Source organism: Dapis brunnea BLCC-M229, assembly GCF_050015995.1.
Classification (GTDB): domain Bacteria; phylum Cyanobacteriota; class Cyanobacteriia; order Cyanobacteriales; family Microcoleaceae; genus Trichodesmium.
In genome coordinates, this window is record NZ_JBNHEP010000107.1 from 49,551 (window position 1) to 74,203 (window position 24,653).

Annotated in this window: 22 protein-coding genes and 1 pseudogene; 17 read left to right on the top strand and 6 right to left on the bottom strand. The window is 37.2% G+C overall.

What is annotated here, in order from left to right:
* The first annotated feature begins 768 nt into the window (after positions 1–768).
* From ACP6PM_RS13185 to ACP6PM_RS13260, 16 genes and pseudogenes are all read left to right on the top strand, one after another.
* Positions 769–1,056 carry an HU family DNA-binding protein gene (locus ACP6PM_RS13185; protein WP_293106334.1) on the top strand — a complete coding sequence of 96 codons (288 nt, stop codon included), beginning with the start codon at positions 769–771 and terminating at the stop codon, positions 1,054–1,056.
* A gap of 13 nt (positions 1,057–1,069) precedes the next feature.
* Entirely contained in the window at positions 1,070–2,131 is a 1,062-nt protein-coding gene (cobD, locus tag ACP6PM_RS13190; RefSeq protein WP_426585269.1) for a threonine-phosphate decarboxylase CobD, read from the top strand.
* Positions 2,132–2,558: 427 nt separating this feature from the next.
* On the top strand, positions 2,559–4,028 hold the full coding sequence (locus tag ACP6PM_RS13195) for a dihydrolipoyl dehydrogenase family protein (protein ID WP_426585271.1): 1,470 nt from the start codon (positions 2,559–2,561) through the stop codon (positions 4,026–4,028).
* Between the two features lie 288 nt (positions 4,029–4,316).
* Complete coding sequence (locus ACP6PM_RS13200) at positions 4,317–4,751, top strand: DoxX family protein (protein WP_426585273.1); 435 nt, start codon at positions 4,317–4,319, stop codon at positions 4,749–4,751.
* Between the two features lie 310 nt (positions 4,752–5,061).
* Positions 5,062–5,234, top strand: a pseudogene (locus ACP6PM_RS13205) (IS701 family transposase); the annotation flags it as partial.
* A gap of 126 nt (positions 5,235–5,360) precedes the next feature.
* Positions 5,361–6,191, top strand: a complete 831-nt coding sequence (locus tag ACP6PM_RS13210) for a metallophosphoesterase (RefSeq protein WP_426585275.1) — start codon at positions 5,361–5,363, stop codon at positions 6,189–6,191.
* 1,092 nt (positions 6,192–7,283) lie between these two features.
* On the top strand, positions 7,284–8,162 hold the full coding sequence (locus ACP6PM_RS13215; protein ID WP_426585277.1) for a bile acid:sodium symporter family protein: 879 nt from the start codon (positions 7,284–7,286) through the stop codon (positions 8,160–8,162).
* A gap of 1,320 nt (positions 8,163–9,482) precedes the next feature.
* A complete protein-coding gene (locus ACP6PM_RS13220) occupies positions 9,483–9,818 on the top strand; it encodes a cation:proton antiporter subunit C (RefSeq protein ID WP_426585279.1) in 336 nt (111 codons plus the stop codon).
* Positions 9,819–10,154: 336 nt separating this feature from the next.
* Positions 10,155–11,594, top strand: a complete 1,440-nt coding sequence (locus ACP6PM_RS13225; protein ID WP_426585280.1) for a cation:proton antiporter — start codon at positions 10,155–10,157, stop codon at positions 11,592–11,594.
* A 474-nt stretch (positions 11,595–12,068) separates the two neighbouring features.
* A complete protein-coding gene (locus ACP6PM_RS13230; protein ID WP_426585282.1) occupies positions 12,069–13,523 on the top strand; it encodes a cation:proton antiporter in 1,455 nt (484 codons plus the stop codon).
* A 487-nt stretch (positions 13,524–14,010) separates the two neighbouring features.
* Entirely contained in the window at positions 14,011–14,406 is a 396-nt protein-coding gene (locus ACP6PM_RS13235; protein WP_426585284.1) for a cation:proton antiporter, read from the top strand.
* On the top strand, positions 14,403–14,657 hold the full coding sequence (locus ACP6PM_RS13240) for a hypothetical protein (protein ID WP_426585286.1): 255 nt from the start codon (positions 14,403–14,405) through the stop codon (positions 14,655–14,657). The genes ACP6PM_RS13235 and ACP6PM_RS13240 overlap by 4 nt, the downstream gene beginning before the upstream one ends.
* Positions 14,654–14,959 (top strand): monovalent cation/H(+) antiporter subunit G, encoded by a 306-nt coding sequence (locus ACP6PM_RS13245; RefSeq protein WP_426585288.1) that lies wholly within the window; start codon positions 14,654–14,656, stop codon positions 14,957–14,959. The genes ACP6PM_RS13240 and ACP6PM_RS13245 overlap by 4 nt, the downstream gene beginning before the upstream one ends.
* Positions 14,960–15,197: 238 nt before the next feature.
* Entirely contained in the window at positions 15,198–15,758 is a 561-nt protein-coding gene (locus ACP6PM_RS13250) for a DUF4040 domain-containing protein (RefSeq protein ID WP_426585290.1), read from the top strand.
* Entirely contained in the window at positions 15,758–16,420 is a 663-nt protein-coding gene (locus ACP6PM_RS13255; protein ID WP_426585292.1) for a Na(+)/H(+) antiporter subunit B, read from the top strand. Before ACP6PM_RS13250 ends, ACP6PM_RS13255 begins: the two co-directional genes overlap by 1 nt.
* Positions 16,421–16,604: 184 nt before the next feature.
* Positions 16,605–16,919: a four helix bundle protein gene (locus ACP6PM_RS13260; RefSeq protein ID WP_426585294.1), complete on the top strand. Its 315-nt coding sequence runs from the start codon at positions 16,605–16,607 to the stop codon at positions 16,917–16,919.
* Positions 16,920–17,354: 435 nt separating this feature from the next.
* On the opposite strand, the gene ACP6PM_RS13265 is transcribed toward ACP6PM_RS13260, so the two are convergent.
* The 6 genes from ACP6PM_RS13265 to ACP6PM_RS13290 all read right to left on the bottom strand — a co-directional run bounded on the left by ACP6PM_RS13265 (position 17,355) and on the right by ACP6PM_RS13290 (position 23,071).
* On the bottom strand, positions 17,355–17,690 hold the full coding sequence (locus ACP6PM_RS13265; protein ID WP_426585296.1) for a XisI protein: 336 nt from the start codon (positions 17,688–17,690) through the stop codon (positions 17,355–17,357).
* On the bottom strand, positions 17,678–18,097 hold the full coding sequence (locus ACP6PM_RS13270; RefSeq protein WP_426585298.1) for a XisH family protein: 420 nt from the start codon (positions 18,095–18,097) through the stop codon (positions 17,678–17,680). The genes ACP6PM_RS13265 and ACP6PM_RS13270 overlap by 13 nt, the downstream gene beginning before the upstream one ends.
* Before the next feature lie 280 nt (positions 18,098–18,377).
* Positions 18,378–18,944, bottom strand: a complete 567-nt coding sequence (locus ACP6PM_RS13275; protein WP_426585300.1) for a CHAT domain-containing protein — start codon at positions 18,942–18,944, stop codon at positions 18,378–18,380.
* A 201-nt stretch (positions 18,945–19,145) separates the two neighbouring features.
* Positions 19,146–20,264, bottom strand: coding sequence for an RNA-guided endonuclease InsQ/TnpB family protein (locus ACP6PM_RS13280; RefSeq protein WP_426585302.1), 1,119 nt, complete (start codon positions 20,262–20,264; stop codon positions 19,146–19,148).
* A gap of 39 nt (positions 20,265–20,303) precedes the next feature.
* Entirely contained in the window at positions 20,304–20,531 is a 228-nt protein-coding gene (locus tag ACP6PM_RS13285) for an element excision factor XisH family protein (RefSeq protein WP_426585304.1), read from the bottom strand.
* Positions 20,532–20,764: 233 nt separating this feature from the next.
* Positions 20,765–23,071, bottom strand: coding sequence for a twin-arginine translocation signal domain-containing protein (locus ACP6PM_RS13290; protein ID WP_426585306.1), 2,307 nt, complete (start codon positions 23,069–23,071; stop codon positions 20,765–20,767).
* 62 nt (positions 23,072–23,133) lie between these two features.
* Here ACP6PM_RS13290 and ACP6PM_RS13295 point away from each other — a divergent pair, with 62 nt between their 5' ends.
* Positions 23,134–24,408, top strand: a complete 1,275-nt coding sequence (locus tag ACP6PM_RS13295; RefSeq protein WP_426585308.1) for a hypothetical protein — start codon at positions 23,134–23,136, stop codon at positions 24,406–24,408.
* Positions 24,409–24,653 lie beyond the last annotated feature (245 nt).

Genomic DNA, 24,653 nt, shown 5'->3' on the forward strand with positions numbered 1-24,653 from the left:
CTACTATCCGAGAAAACCAGGCTCAACGAATCAACTAATTTCCTTTTTTGATGATAGACTAGCCAAAAATCCGACTCAAACACCTTAGCTTAGGAGAGCTTCACAGAATGATATTTAAAGTGCCAGAAAAACTATGACGATCTAGTTTGAGCTACTATCTGGCGAAAACCAGGCTCAAGGAATCAACTAATTTCCTTCTTTGATGATAGATTAGCCAAAAAATCCGACTCAAACACCTTAGCTTAGGAGAGCTTCACAGAATGATATTTGAAGTGCTAGAAAAACTATGACGATCTAGTTATGGTTCATATTTATGCTATCTATAGATATTTAGATATTTCTAATTTTGAAAAAGAGTCCCTTAATGAATCTAGAAGAGTTTTTTTTGGCCAAAAAAATGAATAAAAGCTAAAGAAGTCTTGAAATCTACATAAATTAAAGGTTTTACCGCTACATATTACCCAATCAGAGATTAGAATAAACCAGTGAAAGCTAGATTATATGGGGTTTTCAGCAAAAAAAATATCAAGTTCTGCCTAACACAGCCACTTATGATATGCCAGAGGATCTGGGAAAACATTATCAGTCAAAGGGTTTGAGGTTTTGCTAAGAATTAGAAAAGGGTACAGTTAATAGCAAGCAAAAAGCCTAGTAACTGAAAAACCTACTAACAAGACCCCAAAACTTTGCTGACTTGAACTTAGGATTTACTGGTTACTAACTAAACCCTGCTAGAATGTTTCGTCCAAATAAAAAAGGAGTATTTCAATGAACAAAGGTGAATTAGTGGACGCAATCGCTAAAAAAGCTGAAGTCACTAAAAAACAAGCCGATGCTGTACTAAGTGCAGCCCTAGAAGCTATCATGGATGCTGTGGCCGAAGGGGATAAAGTTACCCTAGTTGGCTTTGGTTCATTTGAATCAAGAGAACGCAAAGCCCGGGAAGGTCGTAATCCCAAAACAGGTGACAAAATGGAAATACCTGAAACTACAGTACCTGCCTTTTCTGCCGGTAAATCTTTCAAAGAGTTAGTCGCCGAAAGGAACGGTAAATAAAAATAATCCAGCTTTGACTAGACCAGTACACGGAGGAAATTTAGCTTGGGCAGCCATAGTAGCAGGTTGCCCCATATCCGCTATTCTGGATTTTTCAGCTAGTATTAATCCTCTGGGGCCGCCTGATTCTGCTATTAATGCCATTCAAACTAATATCAGTCAACTTAGAGCTTACCCAGACCCTAATTATCAGGAGTTAAAGAAAGCTCTTAGTCTGACTCATCCTCCTCTTACTCCAGAGTGGATTTTGCCTGGCAATGGTGCAGCCGAATTATTAACTTGGGCAGCTCTAGAATTGTCAAAGCTGGAAACAACTTATTTAGTAGTGCCTGCTTTTGGTGACTATCGACGCGCCCTCAAAACTTTTACAGCTAATGTAGTTGAATGTCCCCTAACAATAGGGGAATGGAAATTAGAGCAGCTGGAAATAGAAGCTAATACAAACAAAGGACTACTAATCAATAATCCTCACAATCCCACGGGAATGTTGATGGAGCTAGAAACAATAGTCCCTTATTTAGAAAAGTTTGGTTTGGTAGTGGTAGATGAAGCATTTATGGACTTCTTACCACCACCTCAACTCCAAAGCTTAGTACCACTGGTGACCAAATTTGAGAATTTGGTAATTTTACGGTCTCTGACTAAATTCTACAGTTTACCTGGACTAAGACTAGGCTATGCAATTTCTCATCCTGAACGCCTTCAAAAATGGCAAAAATGGCGAGACCCCTGGCCTGTAAATACGTTAGCCTTATGTGCTGCTGAAGCAGTTATTCAAGACGAAGCATTTCAACAGGAAACTTGGGATTGGTTAGGAAATGCTCGTCTTCAACTATTCCAAGCTATAGCGGAGTTACCAGGTTTACAACCATATCCAGGTAAAGCCAACTTCTTATTAGTCCACTCTCAAAAATCTGTTGACCACCTACAGATAAAATTACTCAAACAACATAAAATTTTGATTAGAGATTGTTTGAGTTTTGCAGAATTGGGCGATCGCTATTTCCGAGTTGCTGTCCGTACCCAAGAAGATAATCAAAAGTTAATTGATGCTTTAGCAGAAATTTTGAATTGAGGAATGAGAATGAAATTAAAATCGAGAATTTTTTTGAAATAACAGAAATAATAAGTAGCGCTTGGTAATCAACTCTCAAAGGCTTTACAAAGAAAAGATTTAATCTTTTTAGTATGAAAAAGTGTAAGGATTTAAGTTGCTCTGGTTCAAAAATTTAGCAGAAAAGGCAGAATAATTGTAGAAAAATAAATGGAGGATGCTGCCAACTATTTCCTTGATAATTCCCATTTCTGCTAACTACTTCCTACTCCCTATTCCCTACTCCCTATTTTAAGGATTTAAGTTGCTCTGGTTCAAAAATTTAGCAGAAAAGGCAGAATAATTGTAGAAAAATAAATGGAGGATACTGCCAACTATTTCCTTGATAATTCCCATTTCTGCTAACTACTCCCTACTCCCTATTCCCTACTCCCTATTTTTATGAACTATGCTTGATTATGATGTAGTAATTATAGGTGGAACAATAACAGGTATTTATGCTGCTATTACCGCAACACAATATCAAGGTCGTGTTGCTCTCATACAACCTTCTCCCACAGAAATAAATACAACTAATTCTCCTCTTTTTAGCAATACTCAAGGATTCCATCACAACAAAATTATTAGTCAAATAGCGAATTTTGTAGAACAGATACATCACAAACAACAGTTTGGTATTTATCAAGATAGTGATGATTCAGGAGAGATTTCCGTTAAGTTTGAAGAAGCAAAAAAGTATGCTGATTATGTAGTTAATAATCAATTAGCAAAATACGAACCTGCAGTTTTAGCTGCATTAGGAATAGACGTAATTTTTGGTGAAGGAAAATTTGTTGATCGCCCTTACCTAGCTTTTGTAGTAAAAGGAAGACATCTACGTTCACGGACATATCTATTAGCTACTCCATCTCAACCTATAATACCAGCAATTCCAGGATTAACAACTACTGGATTTATTACTCCCCAAAAAATTGATAAACTTTCAAAAAAACCTCAAAATTTAGTAGTTATAGGTGGCGACCCCAGTGGAATAGAAATAGCACAAACTTTTTCTCGGTTGGGAACTCAAGTAACTATAGTAGTCAAAAGTTCTCATATTTTAGGTAAGGAAGATTCAGAAGCAGCATTTTTAGTTCAAGCTCAGTTAGAAGCAGAAGGTATTAGAATTTTAACTAAAACTGAAGTATCTCAAGTCAGAAAAATAGACGATAAAAAATGGATTTTAGTAGGAAACGAAGCCATAGAAACCGATGAAATTATCTTGGCAGCAGGTAATCAAGCCAACTTAGATAATTTAAACCTAGAAGCAGTAGGAGTGAAGTTTAAAAATCACCATTTGTTGTTAAATAAAAAGCTGCAAACGACTAATTATCGGATTTATGGTTGTGGAGATTTAGTAGGCGGATATTCATTTCTTCATATTGCTAACTATGAAGCTAAAATAGCGATAAAAAATATTCTTTACTTACCTATTTTTTCCGTTAATTATAGTGGCATTCCTTGGGCAATATTCTCAGAACCACAATTAGCAAGAGTTGGTTTAACTGAACAACAAGCTAGAGAACGTTATGGAGAGAATGTATTAGTTTTTCGGCAAAACTTTAAAAATATTGACCGGGCACAAATTTTAAGCAAAACAACAGGATTTTGTAAAATTGTCGGTCATCGCAATGGGAAAATTTTAGGCGTTTCAATAGTAGGAAATAAAGCAAGTGAAATAATTCATGTTATGGCATTAGCTATTAGTCAAGGAATAAAAATAGAAGCGATCGCTGAATTACCTCATATTTGGCCGACTATATCAGAAATTAATGCTCAAACAGCAACAGCATGGTTAAAACAAAAACATGAGAATAATCAAATAGTTAAAGATTGGCTAGAAAATTTATTTCATTGGCGACGTTCTTTAATAGAATAGTCATTTCAGTTATCAGTTATCAGTTAATAGTACCTCCTAGTGAAGTAGAAGGGTTGAAATACTAAATTTTATTTATTTTATACCCATTTTATTATATGAAATACAAAAAATTGTGCAAATATACGAATCTCTCGATTTCCCTATATCCCTATCAATTTTTGGTACCAAAAATTAACGTATTTCATATTGCTAAGTCAGGAGCTAGGGACTAAGTTGCTGTAGCATGATTTTTGAAAATTGGTATTAAATGCCAATATTTTTAGATACAAATCTCAGAGGAATAATAGAATGAATAATATTGAAACTCCAATTTTTCTCAAACGCCAAGACGTAACTTTAGCTTATACACTATTAAGAATAGTATTCGGAATAAACTTCTTTGTACATGGTTTAGTCAGAATTGGAAATATGGGAGGATTTATTCAATCAATGGTAGAGAGATTTCAAGAGCTAGCACCAAGCTTTTTGATTTTACCATTTGCTGCTTTAACTACTCCTATAGAATTAATCTCTGGATTTCTAATGATAATTGGGCTGCAAACACGCAACGCAATTATCGCAGGTTTTGTATTAATGATGCCATTAATGTTTGGGGTTTGCCTACTTCAAGAATGGGATACAGCCTCATCTCAACTTATTTATTGCTTAGTTTTCTTCATCCTTTTAGCAGGTTGTAGTCTGAATACTATTTCTATCGATCGAATCCTGCGTAATCGACAATAGACCATAAAAAGATTATAAAAGTAATTTTTAAGTAGTAGATTGAAGAGATAGATATTAAGGTGGAAATTTACTCGTTAAAAATTTTACAGCTAACAAAAAGCCACCATATATATATAGTTAGTCAAAACTATAGTGCCACGCTAAAAAATGTGAAAATGTGTAAGTGAAAGATATAGTAGATTGCAAGTATCTAAAGCCTACAAGTAGATAAGGAATGAGGATTTATTAACTTCCATATTTTCTGCACAGGAGTATTTCATTGCAATACTCCTAGCCAAAAATTGTGGATATTATTTTATCTTCATTCCTAAATAAGTTAACTGGAGGGCTACAAAGACAATCGGGAAGTCAACCTTTGAAGACATTTACTGAATCTTTAGAAGCCTTTCGTACAGCTATGGCTTTTCGTTTTTTTGATTGGTTAACTAACAATATCGACGTGTTGTCTCTTATAAAGAGGGTTTGGGCTATATTTGGACTTAAAAGTTGTGTAAGTCCTAATAACTGATAACTGATAACTAAAATGGCCTTACCTCATTTCCAAACCTTAAAAGCTACATCTGCTTTGCTATGCTAGAAGCGCCCTAGTTTAGTAACAGTCTATTTACCATGCACAGGATATTGACGGGTCAATTGCAGGTAGATCGCTTAACCCTAAAAATTACTGGGTTGCCCAACCATTTACAAGGGACAAAACTCGTACATATGAGCGACTTCCACTATGACAGGAAGCGACTCTCTGAATGCCTACTCTCTGAAGCGATCGCCATTACCAACGAAGTCGAACCAGATTTAATTCTACTTACAGGAGACTTTATCACAGATGAACCCGCACCTGTAGATGACCTGGTGTTGCGGTTGAAATATCTTGAAAGTCGTGCTGGAGTCTATGCTGTACTTGGTAACCACGATGAAGAATATCCGGGTGCCAAACATAAGGTCATAGACGCTTTTACTCGAATTGATGTTCCCATTCTGCTCAACCAGGTTGTCTATCCTTTGGGTTCAGGTTTAGCTCTCGTAGGATTAGAGGATTATTGGTCTGGTAACTTCAAACCATTTACAGTTATGGAATCTATAAGTAAAAAAGTTCCACGAATTGTTTTATCCCACAACCCCGATACTGCCAAAGTATTACAAAAATGGCGTATTGACCTACAACTTTCCGGTCATACCCATGGAGGTCAGATTAGATTACCATTCCTTGGACCTCTCCCTCAGTTCCGGGAGCCTATTCGTAGAGTCATCCCCAAATTTCTACGACCTGTTGTACCATTCATGGCAAAATGTCACAAAATAGTTGAGTATTGGGAATGGTCTCAGGGATTGCATCAAGTTGGAAATAACTATTTATATGTGAATCGTGGTTTAGGAACTTATTTTCCTGGGAGGTTATTTTGTCCGCCAGAAGTTACAGTAATTACATTAGAAACTAATTAGAGTGCATTAAATGTACTCTATTTTTTTAGGGTACTAATTTTTAGCGATAAATTTGTAGAGGTGGGTTTCAAACTAAATATTTAGATACAAGGATTTTTATCTAATTATGAAATCTACCTCAATTTTTTGGTGATAATTATATGTCATATATTTATAAGCTGGTGAAAATTTAATATTATATTCGGTTAATAGTTAGCGTAGATTAGGTTGAGGAACATTCGCGGAGCGTCTCCGTTAGGGACTTGCGCAAAAATAAAGTACCAGTCAAACAAGCTATACTCAAGAAATTGCAAAACCTGATTGGTAGATTAATAAACCGCAAGTCCCTTAGCGCAGCTTATCCGCAGGATAAGGATCAAACCCAAAAAAGACAACATATTATCAATGACTATCCAAACTTGAGATAAACTGTGATTAGTAATTGGCACTTAGGAATTATCTGATAGCTTCAAAGTATTTCTTTGTCGAGGGAGGTCTAATATTATTTCTCAAAAACTTTTCAACCCGTATCTTGAATAGGGTTGGAGGTAGGAACGTTACATGCAACGTCCGAGAGCGAGAAGTAAAAATAAGAATAATTAATACGCTTCTGGCTAACAATTATTACAAAGGTGATTCGGCCTTTTTTAATTACTTAATAATTGAAGTGTCCTCAAGTATAGCCCTACGCATTAAGGTTAGGACATTTATAAATCCTCAAATCCTTTGATAGTCTCCTGTTCCCAGTTAAGTGTTCCCTATTCCCGATTCAAGTAGCGCTATATAGCATTAATGCATGGTAATTAGTATAATATTGTTTGAGCAAAAATATTAGTTAAAAACTTGTAAAATTCCTGTAAATATTCACAATTAATCAAACTATCTAAAAAACGTTTTTTTTGAGATTATAGACATATTCCCACATCCAAAATAAGTTTACAATTGGTATTTTTGATTGAATAATAATTTTTAAATCAGGAGTCAAAGGAATATAAACAACTCTTCTTCAAAGTTAACTTTATTTATGACTAGATACTTATTAATATAAAGACAGCGATCGCCTAATTGCTTGGGCAAGCAACTTACCAAAACTTATTAAGAAAAAATAGATTTATGGAAGAGTTTATTAGAAAGCTGCTAACAAATTTTGTCGAACTAACTATTTTTTCCCTAATGCTGTCATTGGGACTAAACTTAACCATCAAGCAAGTCACATTATTATGGCGAAAACCTAAAATACTACTCAGTTTTTTATTAGCAGTAGATGTATTAGTTCCTATAGTCACATTGCTGATAGTATTACTATTATTTGATTTGCCACAACCAGTCAAAATTGGTCTAATATTAATGGCAGTATGTCCAGGCGCACCATTGACTACCAGAAAAATAGTCCAAGCAAAAGGCAACTTTCCCTATACAGTCAGCTTTCAGGTAACAGTTTCTCTATTAGCAGTAATTACTGTTCCCTTACTGTTAGCAATTTTAAGTTCTCTATTTCCCCCTGATGTTGATATATTACCCAGACAAGTTGCCGAACAAGTAACATTTGCTCAGTTGCTCCCCATCAGCATCGGTATTGCCATCAGAGAAACATGGCCACAACTTGCTGACGACATGGGAAAACCACTGACAAAAATTGCTAACGTGATGTTCATAGTGTTAGTAATTTTTGTGTTGGTAAAGAGTCTGGATATTGTTCTGGGTTTGAGTTGGTTATCAGTAGTAGCAATTATTTTGATGACAGTTTTATCTTTGGCGATCGGTCATTTATTGGGGGGACCGAGAGAGGATACTCGTACAGCGTTAGCAGTTTTCTGCGCCACTCGTAACCCTGGTTTAGCATTATTAATTGCTAGTTTGAATTTTCCGCAGTTGGGAGTATTGCCAACACTGGTAGCTTATGCGTTAGTGGGAGCTTTAGCTGCTATTCCTTATCTGACCTGGCGCAAGCGTATTGCTGCTCAACGTGCTGAAGCAGAAATGGAAATTTAGTGGAATTTAGGCCAAACAAGGCATTTGGGAGATTATGCTGAAGTCTTAGTGTTTGAGAGCATCGGCAGTATTCATGGTGCCAATGATGCGGACATTTTCAGGGGTACTCAATAACTGTCCACTATAGCAGTAGAAGCAAAGGGCGCGGACATTTATAAATACTCAAACTCAGTCAGGGATTACTTTTTACTTTTGAATGCTTGAATTTGAACTTGCGCGTAGCGCTATACCAGCAAGGGTAATTTTTGCGGGTATTCCAGGATATACATAAGTTGACGAAAACTTGAGAGAGGTTAGCGCAGTTAATTTCATCAATTATGAGTACGCAAGTATCCTGACAGAGTGCTGCTTTTTGACAAAATTGCAGGAGGCGATCAGAAATTGTCCACACAATTTTTATTAAGTTAGATAGACTTTCAGAATAGCGATCGCTAACCATTTAACAAAACAATATCACCCCACTTAATTCTAGATTTTATCATACTAGCATTTACATTATTTTCCAATTGATGTTCCACCAAAAAAAAGCTCATTCAAGGAACATTCCCACGAATGGAGAAAAGCAAAAGCGCTATATTTTATCGACTGATATCAAATTCGCTCGGGTTCGGTATAAAAAAGTGTTCCATCTGAGCGTCATTGCCAAATCTTTCTAAATTCTCTTCCCTTCGCGCCTCCTGACTCCTGACTTCTGACTCCTGACTCCTTATCTAATTACACCAATGCTACCGAATTTGATATGAGAAGCAACTTTCTAGAAGTATACTAAGAACCAATTCTAGGAGAACTAGAAAGTTCAATTAGCCAACCAATCAAAGAAGCTTTTTTAGTGATAGGTCAAGCTGTAGAAGTGAACGTAGAAGATTCCTAATTTCTTGCATAGACTCATACTAATCTGGCCACTTCTCAGGCAACATCACAAAAGCAAGAGTTATTTTTACGAAGCACCCAGAGCCAACTTTAGGCTCGATCCAACCAATTATCAGAACCCGTATCAAATGTCTCTTCTCTTTTGAACCAATTTCATGTTTAATAATATATGGCAGCCAGCTAATCTAGTACAACTTCATCTTAATATCTTAGTAAAGTTGTTCGGTGAAAAATTAATAAATTTGTACTAAATAAAGTCGCAAACTGCTATTAATTTGAGAGGATTTGAAAAGCAAAAAAACAGTTTAAAGATGCTAAATTTTATTCCATTTTTTCAATTTTTTTTCATTGAATAGATTCTTTTGGTACATTGCAAAAAAAATAATTCTCATATTGTTTGGCAAAACTTGAAATTTCAACCAATTATTGATTACTAAATCCTGAAATTATATGTTAGAAGCGTGTATATTTTTCACCGTATTATGTGGATTTTTCGGTATCATATTTAAGAAAAATTTGGTGATGAAAATCATCTCAATGGATATCATGAGTACAGGAGTTATTGCTTATTATGTGCTGGTAGCATCGCGAGATGGTGTATTTACCCCCATTGTAGCCACAGGCAAAAATGTTGCTTATTCCGATCCAGTTCCCCAGGCAGTTATTTTAACTGCTATTGTTATTGGCTTTTCAATTCAAGCTTTAATGCTAGTGGGTGTGATGAAGTTAGCAAAGGATAATCCTACTCTGGAAACTAAAGCGATAGAAGACAATAATACACCATGACATAGTTGAAGTCAGAAGGCGCGAAGTCAGAAGTCAGTAGGGGCGAATGGCCATTCGCCCTTACATTCGCAGCACAGACTAAATTTGAGAGAAGCGAGAATGTCCTAATAGACTTCTCCAAAAATCAAAAATAAAATCAATTATTGTCCATAAATTATCAATGACTTCTCTCTATTATAGCGCTACGCATTAAGGTTAGGACATTTATAAATCCTCAAATCCTTTGATAGTCTCCTGTTCCCAGTTAAGTGTTCCCTATTCCTGATTCAAGTAGCGCTATACCTTTTTTCTGGAGATGTCTAATAGTCATGGCAAGTACTATAACTGATAACTGAAATGATCAATATTACAATTGCCTGGATGGCATTACCATTTTTTGTTGGGTTCCTGATATATCTACTACCCAAACTTTCTCGCTTTCTAGCACTGGGAGTAGTATTGCTTTCTGCTAACTATGCTTTGGCGATATTTGCCGATCCATCCTTTCTTTTAGACATACAGTTACTTGATAGTTTTGGTGTAACTCTAAGGATCGACCAACTAAGCGGCTTTTTTATCATTACTAATGCTCTAGTAACAGCAGCAGTAATTTTTTACTGTTGGAATACTAATAAAACACCTTTTTTCTATATGCAGGCAACAATTTTGCATGGTAGTGTTAATGCTACTTTTATTTGTGCAGATTTTATTAGTTTGTATGTAGCATTAGAAGTAATTAGTATTGCTGCCTTTCTACTGATAACTTATCCCCGTACAGATAGGTCAATTTGGGTAGGGTTACGCTATCTATTTATTAGCAATACAGCAATGTTACTGTATCTGGTGGGAGCAGCATTAGTATATAAAGCCAATAATTCTTTTAATTTTATGGGTTTGACTAATGCTCCTCCAGAAGCGATCGCCCTGATATTTTTGGGGTTATTAGTTAAGGGGGGTATCTTTATATCAGGGTTATGGTTGCCCTTAACTCACTCCGAGTCACAGAGTTTTGTGTCAGCAATGCTATCAGGAGTTGTGGTCAAAACAGGAGTTTTTCCTTTTGTGCGTTGTGCTCTAATGTTAGAAGAAATCGATCCTATTGTCAGGATATTTGGTGTTAGTACAGCACTTTTAGGAGTATTTTGGGCGATTTTTCAACAAGATACGAAGCGAACCCTGGCATTTAGCACTATTTCCCAATTAGGTTTTATCATGGCAGCACCAGAAGTTGGAGGTTTTTATGCTTTGACTCACGGGTTTGTGAAATCAGCACTGTTTTTAATATCAGGCGTTTTACCAAGTCGTAACTTTCAGGAGTTGCAAGATAAACCGATGAATAACTCACTCTGGATAGCATTAGCGATCGCTAGTTTTTCGATTTCGGGTTTTCCCCTATTATCTGGTTTTGGAGCCAAGATATTGACTACTAAGAATCTATTGTCTTGGCAAGTTATTGCCATGAATGTTGCGACTGTAGGTACAACTATTGTATTTGCTAAATTTCTCTTTTTACCTCATAAAAAAAGTGAATCAGAAAAGAAAATTCAACAAGGATTTTGGTGGGCAATGGTATTCTTACTAGGTGGATTAATAGTAGCAAATGCAGTTTATTATGACGCTTATACTATTAATAATATTGTTAAACCATTAGTAACTATTGCTATTGGTTGGCTAGCATATCTATTTATTTTTCGGAAATTAGCGATTAAGTTACCAAGAGCAGTTGAGGAATTTGAGCATTTGATTGGGGTGATGGCTATAATGTTAATTTTAGTTTTTTGGATGGTACAAGTATGATATTATCCCCAGAGTGGGGAGTGTGGGGAGTGTGAGGAGTGTGGGGAGTATAGGGTCTTGAAGATAGGCAAACTGCATTAATAAAAATGGATTTTACTCCCACAACTCCCACATTTGCGCCCCATAGCGTTGATTATTAAAAACCTGCCCTTGTAAGGTAGGGAGTAGGGGACTCACCCCTAACCCTTCCCAGGATGGGAAAATAATTGATGATTTCTGTACGATAATTGATTTTATTTTTGATTATTGGAAATGTCTATTATAAAGTACAGGTAAGGAAAAAGGAGAAAGTAAGAGGAAAAAAGGTTGAAAAGAAGGAAAAAACTTAAATGATATGAAATATGGTCATACACAGTTATTAAATTTGCTACTTCCCATCAAAACAGACCTTACTGAGTATACTAAAAAATTTCCTTGCTTAAATTCCTCCTTTTTTTCTTACTTTTAACTTTTGACTTTTAACTTTTGACTTTTATGGCCAATATCACGATCGCCTGGATGGCATTACCATTTTTTGTTGGATTTATTATCTATCTCCTACCAAAATTAGACCGTTTTCTAGCATTAGGAATAGCATTTGTTTCGGCTGATTATGCCTTGTATATATTTTCAGATCCATCCTCTGTAAATATACAGTTATTAGATAGTTTTGGTGTTAGTTTAACTATCGATCAATTGAGTGGCTTTTTTATTATTACTAATGCTCTAGTAACAGCAGCAGTAATTCTTTATTGTTGGAATAGCCAGAGAACAGCTTTTTTCTATATGCAAGCGGTAATTCTGCATGGTAGTGTTAATGCTACTTTTATTTGTGCAGATTTTATTAGTTTGTATGTAGCTTTGGAGGTAATTAGTATTGCTGCATTTCTACTAATAGCTTATCCTCGTACAGATAGGTCGATTTGGGTAGGGTTGCGCTATTTGTTTGTCAGTAATACAGCAATGCTATTTTATCTAGTGGGAGCAGTGTTAGTTTATCAAGCACATAATTCCTTCAATTTTATGGGTCTGCGGGGTGCGCCTCCAGAAGCGATCGCCCTAATATTTTTGGGATTATTAGCAAAAGGTGGTATATTTGTATCCGGGTTATGGTTGCCCCTAACTCACTCCGAGTCACAAAGTCCAGTATCGGCAATGTTATCGGGAGTGGTTGTCAAAGCAGGGGTTTTTCCATTGGTGCGTTGTGCGCTAATGTTAGAAGAAATCGATCCACTCGTGAGATTGTTTGGAGTAAGTACAGCACTTTTAGGGGTAGGTTACGCCGTATTTGAAAAAGATACTAAGCGGATGTTGGCATTTCACACAATTTCTCAGTTAGGTTTTGTACTTGCTGCGCCAGTAGTAGCAGGTTTCTATGCTTTAACTCACGGTTTAGTTAAGTCTGCTCTATTTTTGATAGCAGGTATTTTACCTAGTCGTAATTTTAAAGAATTACAGCACCATCCTATTGATAACCGAATTTGGGTAGCATTAACGATCGCTAGTTTTTCGATTTCTGGTTTTCCCCTACTCTCTGGTTTTGGAGCAAAAGTATTAACCTCGAAAAATCTATTACCTTGGCAGGTTATTGCCATGAATATTGCAGCAGTAGGAACAGCAATTTCTTTTGCTAAATTCATTTTTCTACCTCACCAGAAAAATGAGAAAACAATCAAAGTTAGCCTGGGTTTTTGGTGGGCAATGGTACTCTTGCTCGGCGGTTTGATAGTAGCAAATGCTGTTTATTATGAAGCTTATAGTATCAAAAATATTATCAAACCACTAGTAACTATTGCTATTGGTTGGTTAGCATATCTGTATATTTTTAAGAAACTGGCGATTAAAATACCAAGAGCGATCGAAAAATTCGATCATCTAATTGGGTTTATGAGTCTAATGATAATATTACTCTTCTGGATAGCATGGACACAATTACCTTTTTTCACATGAAATTAGGACTGGCAATTAAGTCTTTGCTCGCTGCTGACTTCTCTGTGACAAACATCATTAATTGAACCAATTTTTTTTCAAGCTAACATTTAGCTAACATTTATGCTACATTGAGAACCGTGATAGCATAACTAAAGTGAGTATGAATAGTAAGTATGAATAATAAAATTAATGGAATATTGTTTCACATAAATCCAGGTGATGTCATTGCTTTTTCAGGTAATGGATCGGAGATTCCGAGATGGGGAGATTTAATATTAGACCTCTCCGGAAAAGAGAGAGTAGGGAGTAGGGAGTAGGGGGAAAGAATTGATTATTTATGTGCGATAATTGATTTGATTTTTTATTATCACCAGATGTCTATTGAAGTAATTATAGAATTATAAACATATATTGTATAACCGGATTCTATATTACTGCTAAACTTGCTGAAGCATAATTAAAGAAACATAGTTGTAAATGATTACTTTATTAATTAGTGAATAGCATGGACGCAACTTCCTTTTTTAACATAATACTACGACTGGCAATTTGGTTTTTACTCACCGCCGACTTGAGTCCGGCAAATATTATTATTGGTGTTAGTATCGCTTTTTTATTACCTCGTAGCAAAACATCCCTAGGAGCATTAAAAGATTGGTTGAGAGTATTATGGGAAATTATTGTCGCCATTCCCCAAGCTTATATTGAAGCAATACAAATTATGGTTCGTCCCCATAATGAAGAAGTTTTGGTTTGTGAAAGAGTTAAACCACAACGAACACCAGGATTGATATTTCTGGATATATTTTTAATTACTTTTACCCCCAAAACTATTGTCTTGAAATATCACGAAGGGGGGTGGTATGAAGTACACCTAGTTCAACGGAGCAGAAAAAGATGAACAACTATATTTTAATTGCTATGATTTTAGCTTTGCTTATACCTGTTTATGAAGCGTGGCAAGATGATGATATTTGGCAGAAAATGCTGGCTTTTGCTAGTATTGCTACCAAAACCTCAATTATGATGTTACTTATCTCCGTTTTGCGGGATGATTGGTCTATTGGGGTAGTTGCGGTAATTATTCTGAGTGTAGGTAATGCGGGATTAATGTTATTGGCAAATTTAATCAAAAGGTTAAACGAAGTATGATTGACATTTTAAGTTACAGCTTGATAGTTATCGGAATTATCTTCTGGTTTTGGGGAACATTCCCCCTACTCGGACATAGATCGGTTTTATTTAAACTCCACAGTCTTTCAGTTGCTGATACTCTGGGTTCGATGAGTATTGTTGTCGGTTTACTGCTCAAAATACCTAGTGAATGGCCGTTATTGCTCCTAGCACTTATTACTTTGGCGATTTGGAATACGGTTTTGGGGTATGTTTTGGCATATTGCTCTAGTCCTGATAGCCAGAAGTTAAATGTCAAAAGTCAAGGCGTTCCTGAATAAATGTACGATTTCACACGAATCAGGAGTCAGTAGGTAGAAAGGAGTTTTTCGGTGACTTTAGAGGAAGAAATAGGTATAATTTGCACTATATGTTTTGGCTGAAAATTTACCCAAAGTTGAAATTCATACCTTAAATTAGCAATGCCAAAGTTAAAAGATAGAAAATAATAGAGTCAACCTATCAATCTTTTTTCCCTAATTACGCAGAAGTTAAAAGTTAAAAGTTAAAAGTTAAAAAATGATTGATATTTATGTTTATATCATCATTGCTCTGTTACCTTTAGCAGCTTTGATGCTAGTTTTTCAAGTTAATCCCTATAATGCTCTAGTTATTCGAGCTATTTTAGGAGCAGTAGCAGCATTAGTTTATGCAGTTTTAGGCGCTGCGGATGTAGCTTTAACAGAAGCTTTAGTCGGAACAATGTTAGCTGTTACTCTTTATGTGATTGCAGTTCGTTCCTCTTTAGTAATGCGTCTGGGAATACTTAAACAGGTCGAAGTAGAAACAGAGAGTTATTTTACCGAACTCATCGCTAATATCAGACAAATTATTAATAAATACCATTTGCGTCTTGAGTTAGTTGAATATCCTAATCAACAAGCTCTAGAATGGGGGTTGCTAGCTAAAGAGGTTCACGCTATTTGTAGTCAACCAGAAGAATTACAACTCAAGGGAAAACCCACTTATCAGACTGCTATTAGAGTACATCGTCTGTTTGAAATTATGCAAAAGGAATTAACTTCATCACAAACAAGTGTGACATACATAATTGTACCAAACCAGGAGGATAAACATTAATGAAATGGGTTTATTTTTTAGCAGGAATAGCATTGTTCGTTAAAGTGCTAATTATGCCAAACCCCATAGCAGAAGGGGATGCAATTTCTATTGTTGACTCAATAGTTGCCGATAGTGGAGTAGCTAATGTGGTTTCTGGGATCATTTTTAGAAATCGACTCTATGACACAATTTTTGAAGTAGTAGTATTTACGATCTCTATTTTGGGTGTTCGTTTTTTATTAGCAAATGAACAACCCACCGAAACAGTTTATCAATTTAGCGATCGCCCTTCAATAGTATTGGCGCGTTTGGGAGCGACTATTTCCGCGTTGGTGAGTATCGAGTTAGCAATTCGGGGACATCTGAGTCCGGGGGGTGGTTTTGCTGCGGGGGTAGCAGGAGGAACTGCCATTGGTTTGATTGCTATTACTTCATCATCGGAGCAGATGGAAAAAATATATAAAAAATGGAATGCTGCTACCTGGGAAAAAATTTCAGTTTTAATATTTATTGTATTGGCAGCGATAACTCTCATGGGAGGAGAATTACCCCAAGGAGAATTAGGAGGGTTAGTCAGTGGGGGAATTATTCCGATACTGAATATTTTGGTAGCGCTAAAAGTAGCATTAGGTTCGTGGGCAGTTATTTTGTTGTTTATTCGTTATCGAGGGTTGTTGTGAGGAAGATGGGGTGATAGGGAGATGGGGTGATGGGGTGATGGGGTGATGGGGGGATATGGTTTTGATAGTGAGAAGAATAAGAATATATGACTGAAAATCGCCAAAATTTAATTAATAACCATGAAGATTTAGAGGTGTATCAAATTTCTTTGAATACTGCTATGGAAATTTTTTATGGAAATTTTTGAAATTTCTAAAAGTTTTCCCTAAAGAAGAAACATATTCCTTAACTGACCAAATTAGGCGTTCTTCTCGTTCTGTCTGTGCTAATTTAGCAGAAGCATGGAGGAAAAGACATTATAAAGGTTCATTTTTATTAAGATTGAATGATGCTGAAGCTGAAGCAGCAGAAAGTCAGGTTTGGCTAAAGTTTGCAGTTAAATGTCAATATTTGGATCTAGAAACAGCAAGACAACTGTATAGTCAATATAACCAAATTTTGGGAATGATTGTGAAAATTACCAAAAACGTTGATAAATGGTTGTTGAAAAAAACTTAAGTTGATGTGTTATATCAAATCTGGATAATTAGTTATTGTAGTCATTGCGACTGGAACGGAGTGAAAGGAAGCAATCTCAAGGGTGTCGCAAGATTGCTTCCTATCGTCGCTGCGGACGACTATTCAACCGGATTCTATATTAGTCCAGTAGGGTACGTTAGGCGAGCAAAATTATATAGAATCCGAATATACCCCACTACCCAATCACCCAATCACCCCACCACCCCATCTCCCCATCTCCCCATTTTGGGGATGATTGTGAAAATGACCAAAAACGTTGATAAATGGTTGTTGAAAAAAACTTAAGTTGATGTCTTAGTCCAGTAAGATGCGTTAGGTGGCCAAGATTATATAGAATCCCCCCATCTCCCGAACTCCCTAGCTCCCCACTTCCCTATCCCCCCATCTTCCCAGCTCCGAATCTCCCCATCCCATTTAATCAACAGCATATTCTGTAAACTTTCTCATAAAGGGTGTATGAAATCCTAAAACAATATCTTTTTTTGCGACTCCATTCATTACTAATTCCTCTGCAATATCCACTTCAGTTCCATTCCACTGAATCCAAATTTTTTCACCTTTAATATCAATATGAATCGGACAACTATGAATTAAATGTTCTTTTTTCCAACCAAAATAAACAATCTGATAATGGTCTCGTACAGTATCAAAAATTGGCTGTACTTCGATTTCTCCATAAGCAGGTTTATTTTTGCTATATTCTAACAAAAATTCCTGGACTAAATGACGATATTTTTCTAGTTTTTCCATTCTGTAATTACCTCTTTTTCTGGGTTATAAATAATTAGTTTTACTTGATTTTCATTAACCATTAATTGAGTAAATTCAAGTTGAAAAAAGCTGTTATAAGTATTCACAGGTACAGCTAAATAGAGTATTCGCTCAGGTTCATCCTGTCTTAGTGCCGCCCGATAATTAATAAATTGTCCCAAGGCAGTATGAAATTCAGAAATAGCTGATGATTTTGGTAAGAAACTCTTAATTTCAACTGCTATCTTTTGATTATCTTTTTGTGCCCCAATAAGTTGTTCTGCACCAAGATCGATAGATATATCTACACCACCGAAACTAACAGATAATGGGTCATGGGTAATTGACCATCCATCTTTTATTAGAGCATTTTTAACTTCCTGATGGAAAAAATCCCTGGCTGACATTGGTTTTTTATGCTTATTATAGCAATACGCTAGGATTACTATATATTGTACCAAATCGGTTTCTCAAAAGCCCAGTGGTGGACTGACACACCTTAAATAGTGCATTATAGTGTAGGTTGGGTTGAGGGACCGAAACCCAACAATAGTAGGGTTTTGTTGGGTTTCACTCCGTTCAACCCAACCTACATTTTTAGATGAGACATTCCACTACTGGAGTCTCCCCATCACCCCATCACCCCATCACCCCATCACCCCATCACCCCATCACCCCATCACCCCATCAGCGCAAACCCGCACAAATAAACCCACTCCAATATTCAGGATGCTCGAATGGATACTCTTGTTTACACACTGCCTTTAATCGTATATCTTTTGTTCTCAATATCTTTTCTTCCAACGACACCCGCTTCTCATATTCTGCCTGCAACTGTTCATACTCTGGAGTATCTTCCGCACAACCATCGCGCTTTTGTTTTGCCGCTGCTTTCTTCTGAGATGCTAGCTGCAACTTCTCATTCAGCAACTGCTCTAACTCTTGATAATATTGCCTCTCAAACTCCTTCCCTGTTAAATGCCGTAAATCTTGTTGAGCTTTTTGCAACGCTTGGGGACGATTCAAACCTGCTTTTCGTTTTTGATGATAAAATAACGAAAACAATGATGTTGATAAGTCATCTACTGCCCATAAGGAGCTAATTACACCCCTGGCACCTGCACATAAAAAACCTGTATTTAAGGTCATGGTATCATCAGTGATTTCTGTGGTTCCGAGATTGGTTTCGCAGCAGGAGAGGAATACTTCGTCTAAGTCGAGGAAGCGGAAGGCAGGAGATAACAAGTCGCTCAATGTAATCCGGCCATTTGCTTTTCAAGCACCCACTTTTGCTACTCTATCGCCCGTTCGTATTGCCGTTCTACTAGACTTACCCAAACTTACCCATACCATAATTGCATGAGCTTTAGAGCTAGCTTCCTGTTTCACTGAAGACCACTGACCGCAGTCTGTAACTTATCTTCTCCGCAGGCTTAAAATCGCTTGGAACTCAAGCTACTGATGCACATAGTTTTCCAAATTCACAGCAGCGTTAAAGTCTCTGTCAGCAGTAAAACCGCAGTTGCTGCATTCATAAGTTCTCTTATGTAATGGCATTTTCTGTTTCTGTCCACAGTGAGAACACAATTGAGAACTTGGATAAAATCTATCGGCTATTACTAACTTTGAACCATACCAATCACACTTGTACGATAGCTGACGCTTAAACTCATAAAAACCACAGTCTGCTATGGCACTTGCCAGCTTGTGGTTTTTGAGCATACCACTCACATTCAAATCCTCTATCGCTATGGTGCTGTGGTTTTTAGCTAACCAAGTCGTGATTTTATGGAGTGCGTCGGCTCTGATATCAGCTACTTTTTTGTAAGCTTTTGCTAGTTTTTTTACGGCTTTAGCTCTGTTTTTGGAGCCTGGATCTTTTTTATTGATACGGCGTTGATAACGAGTTAATCGTTTTTTAGCTTGTTTGTAGGCTTTGACGTTAGCATAGGTTGTTCCATCACTACAAGTTGCTAGAGTATTTATGCCTACATCTACACCGATAACAGCTCGTTTGCTTGGTGCGCATTCCCTTGCGCCTGTCGGCGACGCGGGGTCGCATCCGCTTTTAGGAGTAGGTTTGGGCTGACATTCATATTTAAAACTAATGTACCAATCACCCGCGCGTTTGGATATTCTCACATTTTTCACTGGCACAGAAGGTAAGATTTCATAAGTTTTTACTATTCCTATTCTGGGTAATTGTATGTAATTTCCTTGAATAATTTTAATACTACCTTCTAAATAGAAACTGTCTTTTCCCCCCTTTTTCTTAAACTTAGGAAATCCACGTTTGGGAATAGTTAAAAAGTTTTTAAATGCCCTTTCTAAATCTCTTAATGCCTGTTGAGGGGCACATTTTGAGACTTCATAATACCAGGGATTTTGACTTTTAACTTCAGCAACCAAACGTCTATGCAAAGTGATAGAACTAGGCCGTTTCTTGGTTTCTTCAGACTCAGAAATACAAGTTGCTAATCCCCAATTATAAGCATGACGAGCTACACCTGCGTGTTTAGCAAGTATGGTTTTTTGTTTATTATTAACTTTGAGTTTAGTCCTTATTGATTTCATTTGATTGTTTTTGTTGACACTCCTAGCAGTTCTGCTGCTTCAGGTATAATTAAAGTTGTTATAAGTAATCAGAGGTACGGCTAAATAAAGTATTCGGTCAGGTTCCTTCTGTTTTAGTGCTACCCGATAATTAATAAATTGTCCCAAGGCAATATGAAATTCATAAATAGCTGATGATTTTCCTAAGAAAATCTTAATTTCAACTACTATCTTTTGATTATCTTTATTCTGCCCAATAAGTTGTTCTCCACCGAGGTTAATAGACATATCTACACGACCAAAACTAACAAATAATGGGTCATGGGTGATTGAGCATCCATCTTTATATTAGAGCATTTTTAACTTCCTGATGAAAAAAATCCCTGGCTGACATTGGTTTTTTTTATGCTTATTATAGGAATCCTAAATCGTCCAGTAGTCCAGTAGGGTGCGTTAGACGGCCTAAATTTAGACGATGAAAGGGATTTAGCAATCCGTCGTAACGCACGATTTTAGGTGTGTTAGTCCACTACTGAACTACAAACTACTCTACTTTGCCCTTGCACCTGTTCTTGGAGTTTTATCAGGAAACGGGCAAACTTTGCTGCGTCGCGATAGCTCTCCAGCATAGTATTAGATACTTTAAAAATTTCAGACCAGCTTAATGTTGAATAAATCGCATAGTCAGCATTTGAATATGCTGGCCTTGATAAGATTTTGCGATCGGTTAGCAAGATGCCGTCTTTAGCATTGTGATTTCCGCTAGTATCTATTAAAGCCAGAATTTTTTCTCCCGGATCGAGATAGCCATATCTATGTATGGCATTGGAAAGCTTGTCCAGAGGAATCGCAGGGGCTAGATAGACGTCTTCGTGTTCGTAGTTTTTGGGCAAATTTTTTTGAACGAAAGGAACCAAGGGATCGTCACTGGGTTCGGTTAACATATAAGCACGAGATTCTAGCTCCTTTAAAATATCGCCCTTTGACTTTTTGCCTTTGAGAACTGACCAAACAGCAAAGCCAGTACCAAGGGCAATCAAAGCCACACCGCCAGTCATAATGCTTAATCCACCGAGAGCCGAGATGGTAGTAGTAATCGCTGCCGCTCCCGATAGAGAACCTGCCACACCCAAGGCGCCAGCACCAGTCCAAATAGCAACGGCTACAGTTGCACTGGTTAAAACTCCTACTGTTCCTGCAATTCCCAAATTTACATAGTCTTTTCCGTCCATTCGAGTTAGCAGAGCCACCGATAGCAGTCCGGCAGCTCCAATTAAGGCAGCACCACCAGTTACTACTACCAAGCCACCCAACATTCCCAAACCTCCAGCAGCAACAGAGCCGCCTCCTAAAGTAGCTAAAGTTGCAGTGGTAGTCGCACCGCCACTTAAGCTACTGATAGCAACGCCCGTTCCCGCTTTTGCTCCCAAGACGCTGAGAGTGCTTGTTATTGTTGGCACTAATGCTGCTGCTGCTGATGCTACATCTTTCTCTTGAATAACTAGCCCAACAAGTGCAAGAGAGGCAGATCGGTATGTTGGAGGAATGTCAGCTTTTGCGATGAGCCATTCCATCAATTTAGCCGCTATAAGTTTTGCATATTTAGCAAAGTCTTTTTCTTCTGCTTTTTCCTCTGCTTCGCTCAAATCGCTGTGGAATTTAGCTACTGCGTACTGGACAACTTTGCTCTCAGTTTGTTCGTTTGACTCGCCCTTAACAGCTAGACTGTAAGCCAGATTGTAGATATACTTTTCCTTGTCCGTGAGTTTGTTGCTGCTCTCGATCGCCTCCTGAAGAGGATCATTTTGCGAGTCGCTTTTTTCACCTAAAACCCTGGCTAATAAATAAAGCGTTTTGCTGGTTTCTGAAATGTCAGAATTTTCTATAAATCCATCTAGGAATTCTAAGGTTTTTTCCTCTCCGTCAGAAATTTTCTCGCCATTGCGAACTTTCTCCCAAACCGATAAATAGTCATCCTCTTTTTGACCGCTCAGTTTTTCCTTAATCAACTCAACGATGATAAAGTCTACGGTAACTGCCTTAGATTTAGCGCTTGCCGTTAAGTAAACTTGCTTGAGTTGCTCGGGAAGATTAGAACCAGCAACAATAGCATTCAAATCTGTTAATGCTGCAAAATCTGGTACTGGTTCGCCAGCGCGAACGTATTGGTAAGTTCCTTTGATGCACTTTTTCTTCCCCTTGTTTAACTTAGATTTTGCCAAGGTATCTACGATCGCCTCTTCTATTCCTTTCAAACGAGAATTGTTACTGGCGATCGAATACCGTTGGCTAATGTCTTCATCTAGTTTGGCAGATTCCATTACATAATCGAGCAAGTCTAATGCTACTAAATCTCGAACAAACTTACCATTTTCCAAAGATTGGTAAATGGCATTGCAACGGTCTTTCGTCAGTTCCTTCTTAATGAAGTTAGCTTGATTTATTTCTCCGTAAATACTGTCACCAGTTGTTCCGTTGGGATCGTAAAGAGTATGACAAATTAGAGTCACGTCGTTTCCTTTAAGACCGACGCCTTTAACTGTCAACTTGGAGTTTTCCTTCAGTCGTCTGGGAATCTTAACCTTAATAGTATACCCCGATCGCAAAGTAACACTTTGACTTCCACCCCATCGAGCATTTTCAACAGGAACGAAAATTTGATACTTTTCTTCAAAGTTACTATTTACCGTATCCGCACTAGCACTCTTAGTTGCCTCTGGTAATAGTTCCATCGCTGCTAAAGAGACAACGCCAGCAGCCGACAGTTTCATAAAACCTCTGCGATTTAGCTGGGAAATATTCCCATCGCTCATTTCAGTATTGGACATAATTCCTCTAAAGTTAGTGTTGAGACTGAATTTATCCTAATCCTAATTTAGCATCTGGATGTATGGCTACTCCTAACAATAAAACTCGTCATCCAACCAATAGCATCGCCGAACTAAAAAACCAAATCGAAGCCAAACTCAAAGATTCATCGGGCAAAATTCAAACAGGAAATCTCGGACAAACTTGGTTAGTTTTAGCCGAATTAGCTAACAACAAAAACCCTGAAGAAATCGCCAAACAATGCTGCGAAAAATTAAATCTTGGCTTCGACTGGGAAAAAGATTTGCAAGGTCAAGGAAAACTGTTAGGAGGAACAATCTTTGAATTACGACAATACGGCATTACCATGTCAGAAAAAATAGATTTTTCCTCACCACCAACTATTAAACAAATCCAGACAAATAATCATCTGATAATTTCTCTCTATCCCAACGAACAAACTGCCAAAAAAGCAGCAGAATTTAACTTTGATTTGCTCCGTTTACTTTGTTACCTGCACAAGATTTTGTGGGCGTATGCTCAGAGTCGCTATCTGAAAGAATTACTCAAAAAATCTGCCATAGAAATTCAAGAATATATCCAAGAAATCCAGAAATATCAAAACCCTAGTTTAAATCTCAAACCACTACAAAAAATATTAGTAGAATCTCAAAAAACTTTATCTGACTATTCAATTAACTTAGGCTATTTCGACAGTCAAATCCGCACCATAGAAATTAATCTGCTCAACTACCAAATACGCTTAGATATAATCAGAGAAAAAGCCACATCAAAAGCCGTCGAAAATCTATTACCAGAAAACATTCCCACTCCAATTTCCCAACTTTCCAAACTAACAATAAATGGAGAATATATTTCATCAATATTAGCTCGTTTGATAACCACCCCCGGAGTCACAACCGACCTCAAATTTCTCGAAAAATTCCCTCAAGAAATAACCGAAAAATATCTGCTACAAATGCAAAAAGATTATGCCAATCTCAGCCCCAAATTAAAACTATTAGAAGACCTAATAAACTCCATTCGTGGGATCACAGAAATAGAACAAGCAGAGAGCGATCGCCACTTTCAAGAACTTGTCGCCATTCTCGGTGTGGGATTAGGTGCAGGTGCCAGCGTTGCCTCCATTTCTGGTCATTTTCCTTATGTCAATAGTAGTACCAGAGCTAGTCATCATCCAGTAGGCAAATTTCTGTCTAAATATTCAGTACCCGAACCCTGGTTAGCACCAGGAATCTCAATTATATTTAGTTTGGGTGCCAGCATTATTGGTATAGTGGGAGTTAAACTATGGTGGAAGATAACGAAAAAACGAAAGCAAAATTCTCGGCAATAACTAAAAATATTAGAGTAGTAGGGCGTCTATTTCAGTGGGTAAGTTTGAGCAACTCAAAACCTCTCCCCCAACCCCTCTCCTACTCCGAGAGGGGAGTAATGAGATTGTAGGTTGGGTTGAGGAACGAAACCCAACACCAATAAATTAGCGTTTGGTTTGTGGGCAGTTAGTTGTTTTCAGTTTGAAAGAGACCTCTCCCCCAACCCCTCTCCTACTCCGAGAGGGGAGTAATGAGATTGTAGGTT

Coding starts and splice junctions, on each gene's coding strand:
- ACP6PM_RS13215 (WP_426585277.1), top strand. CDS start 7,284: ATGGAAGAGTTTATTAGAAAGCTGCTAACAAATTTTGTCGAACTAACT.
- ACP6PM_RS13245 (WP_426585288.1), top strand. CDS start 14,654: ATGATTGACATTTTAAGTTACAGCTTGATAGTTATCGGAATTATCTTC.
- ACP6PM_RS13220 (WP_426585279.1), top strand. CDS start 9,483: ATGTTAGAAGCGTGTATATTTTTCACCGTATTATGTGGATTTTTCGGT.
- ACP6PM_RS13225 (WP_426585280.1), top strand. CDS start 10,155: ATGATCAATATTACAATTGCCTGGATGGCATTACCATTTTTTGTTGGG.
- ACP6PM_RS13200 (WP_426585273.1), top strand. CDS start 4,317: ATGAATAATATTGAAACTCCAATTTTTCTCAAACGCCAAGACGTAACT.
- ACP6PM_RS13195 (WP_426585271.1), top strand. CDS start 2,559: ATGCTTGATTATGATGTAGTAATTATAGGTGGAACAATAACAGGTATT.
- ACP6PM_RS13285 (WP_426585304.1), bottom strand. CDS start 20,531: ATGTCTATTAACCTCGGTGGAGAACAACTTATTGGGCAGAATAAAGAT.
- ACP6PM_RS13185 (WP_293106334.1), top strand. CDS start 769: ATGAACAAAGGTGAATTAGTGGACGCAATCGCTAAAAAAGCTGAAGTC.
- ACP6PM_RS13210 (WP_426585275.1), top strand. CDS start 5,361: ATGCACAGGATATTGACGGGTCAATTGCAGGTAGATCGCTTAACCCTA.
- ACP6PM_RS13240 (WP_426585286.1), top strand. CDS start 14,403: ATGAACAACTATATTTTAATTGCTATGATTTTAGCTTTGCTTATACCT.
- ACP6PM_RS13250 (WP_426585290.1), top strand. CDS start 15,198: ATGATTGATATTTATGTTTATATCATCATTGCTCTGTTACCTTTAGCA.
- ACP6PM_RS13280 (WP_426585302.1), bottom strand. CDS start 20,264: ATGAAATCAATAAGGACTAAACTCAAAGTTAATAATAAACAAAAAACC.
- ACP6PM_RS13235 (WP_426585284.1), top strand. CDS start 14,011: ATGGACGCAACTTCCTTTTTTAACATAATACTACGACTGGCAATTTGG.
- ACP6PM_RS13295 (WP_426585308.1), top strand. CDS start 23,134: ATGGCTACTCCTAACAATAAAACTCGTCATCCAACCAATAGCATCGCC.
- ACP6PM_RS13265 (WP_426585296.1), bottom strand. CDS start 17,690: ATGGAAAAACTAGAAAAATATCGTCATTTAGTCCAGGAATTTTTGTTA.
- ACP6PM_RS13270 (WP_426585298.1), bottom strand. CDS start 18,097: ATGTCAGCCAGGGATTTTTTCCATCAGGAAGTTAAAAATGCTCTAATA.
- ACP6PM_RS13255 (WP_426585292.1), top strand. CDS start 15,758: ATGAAATGGGTTTATTTTTTAGCAGGAATAGCATTGTTCGTTAAAGTG.
- ACP6PM_RS13230 (WP_426585282.1), top strand. CDS start 12,069: ATGGCCAATATCACGATCGCCTGGATGGCATTACCATTTTTTGTTGGA.
- ACP6PM_RS13290 (WP_426585306.1), bottom strand. CDS start 23,071: ATGTCCAATACTGAAATGAGCGATGGGAATATTTCCCAGCTAAATCGC.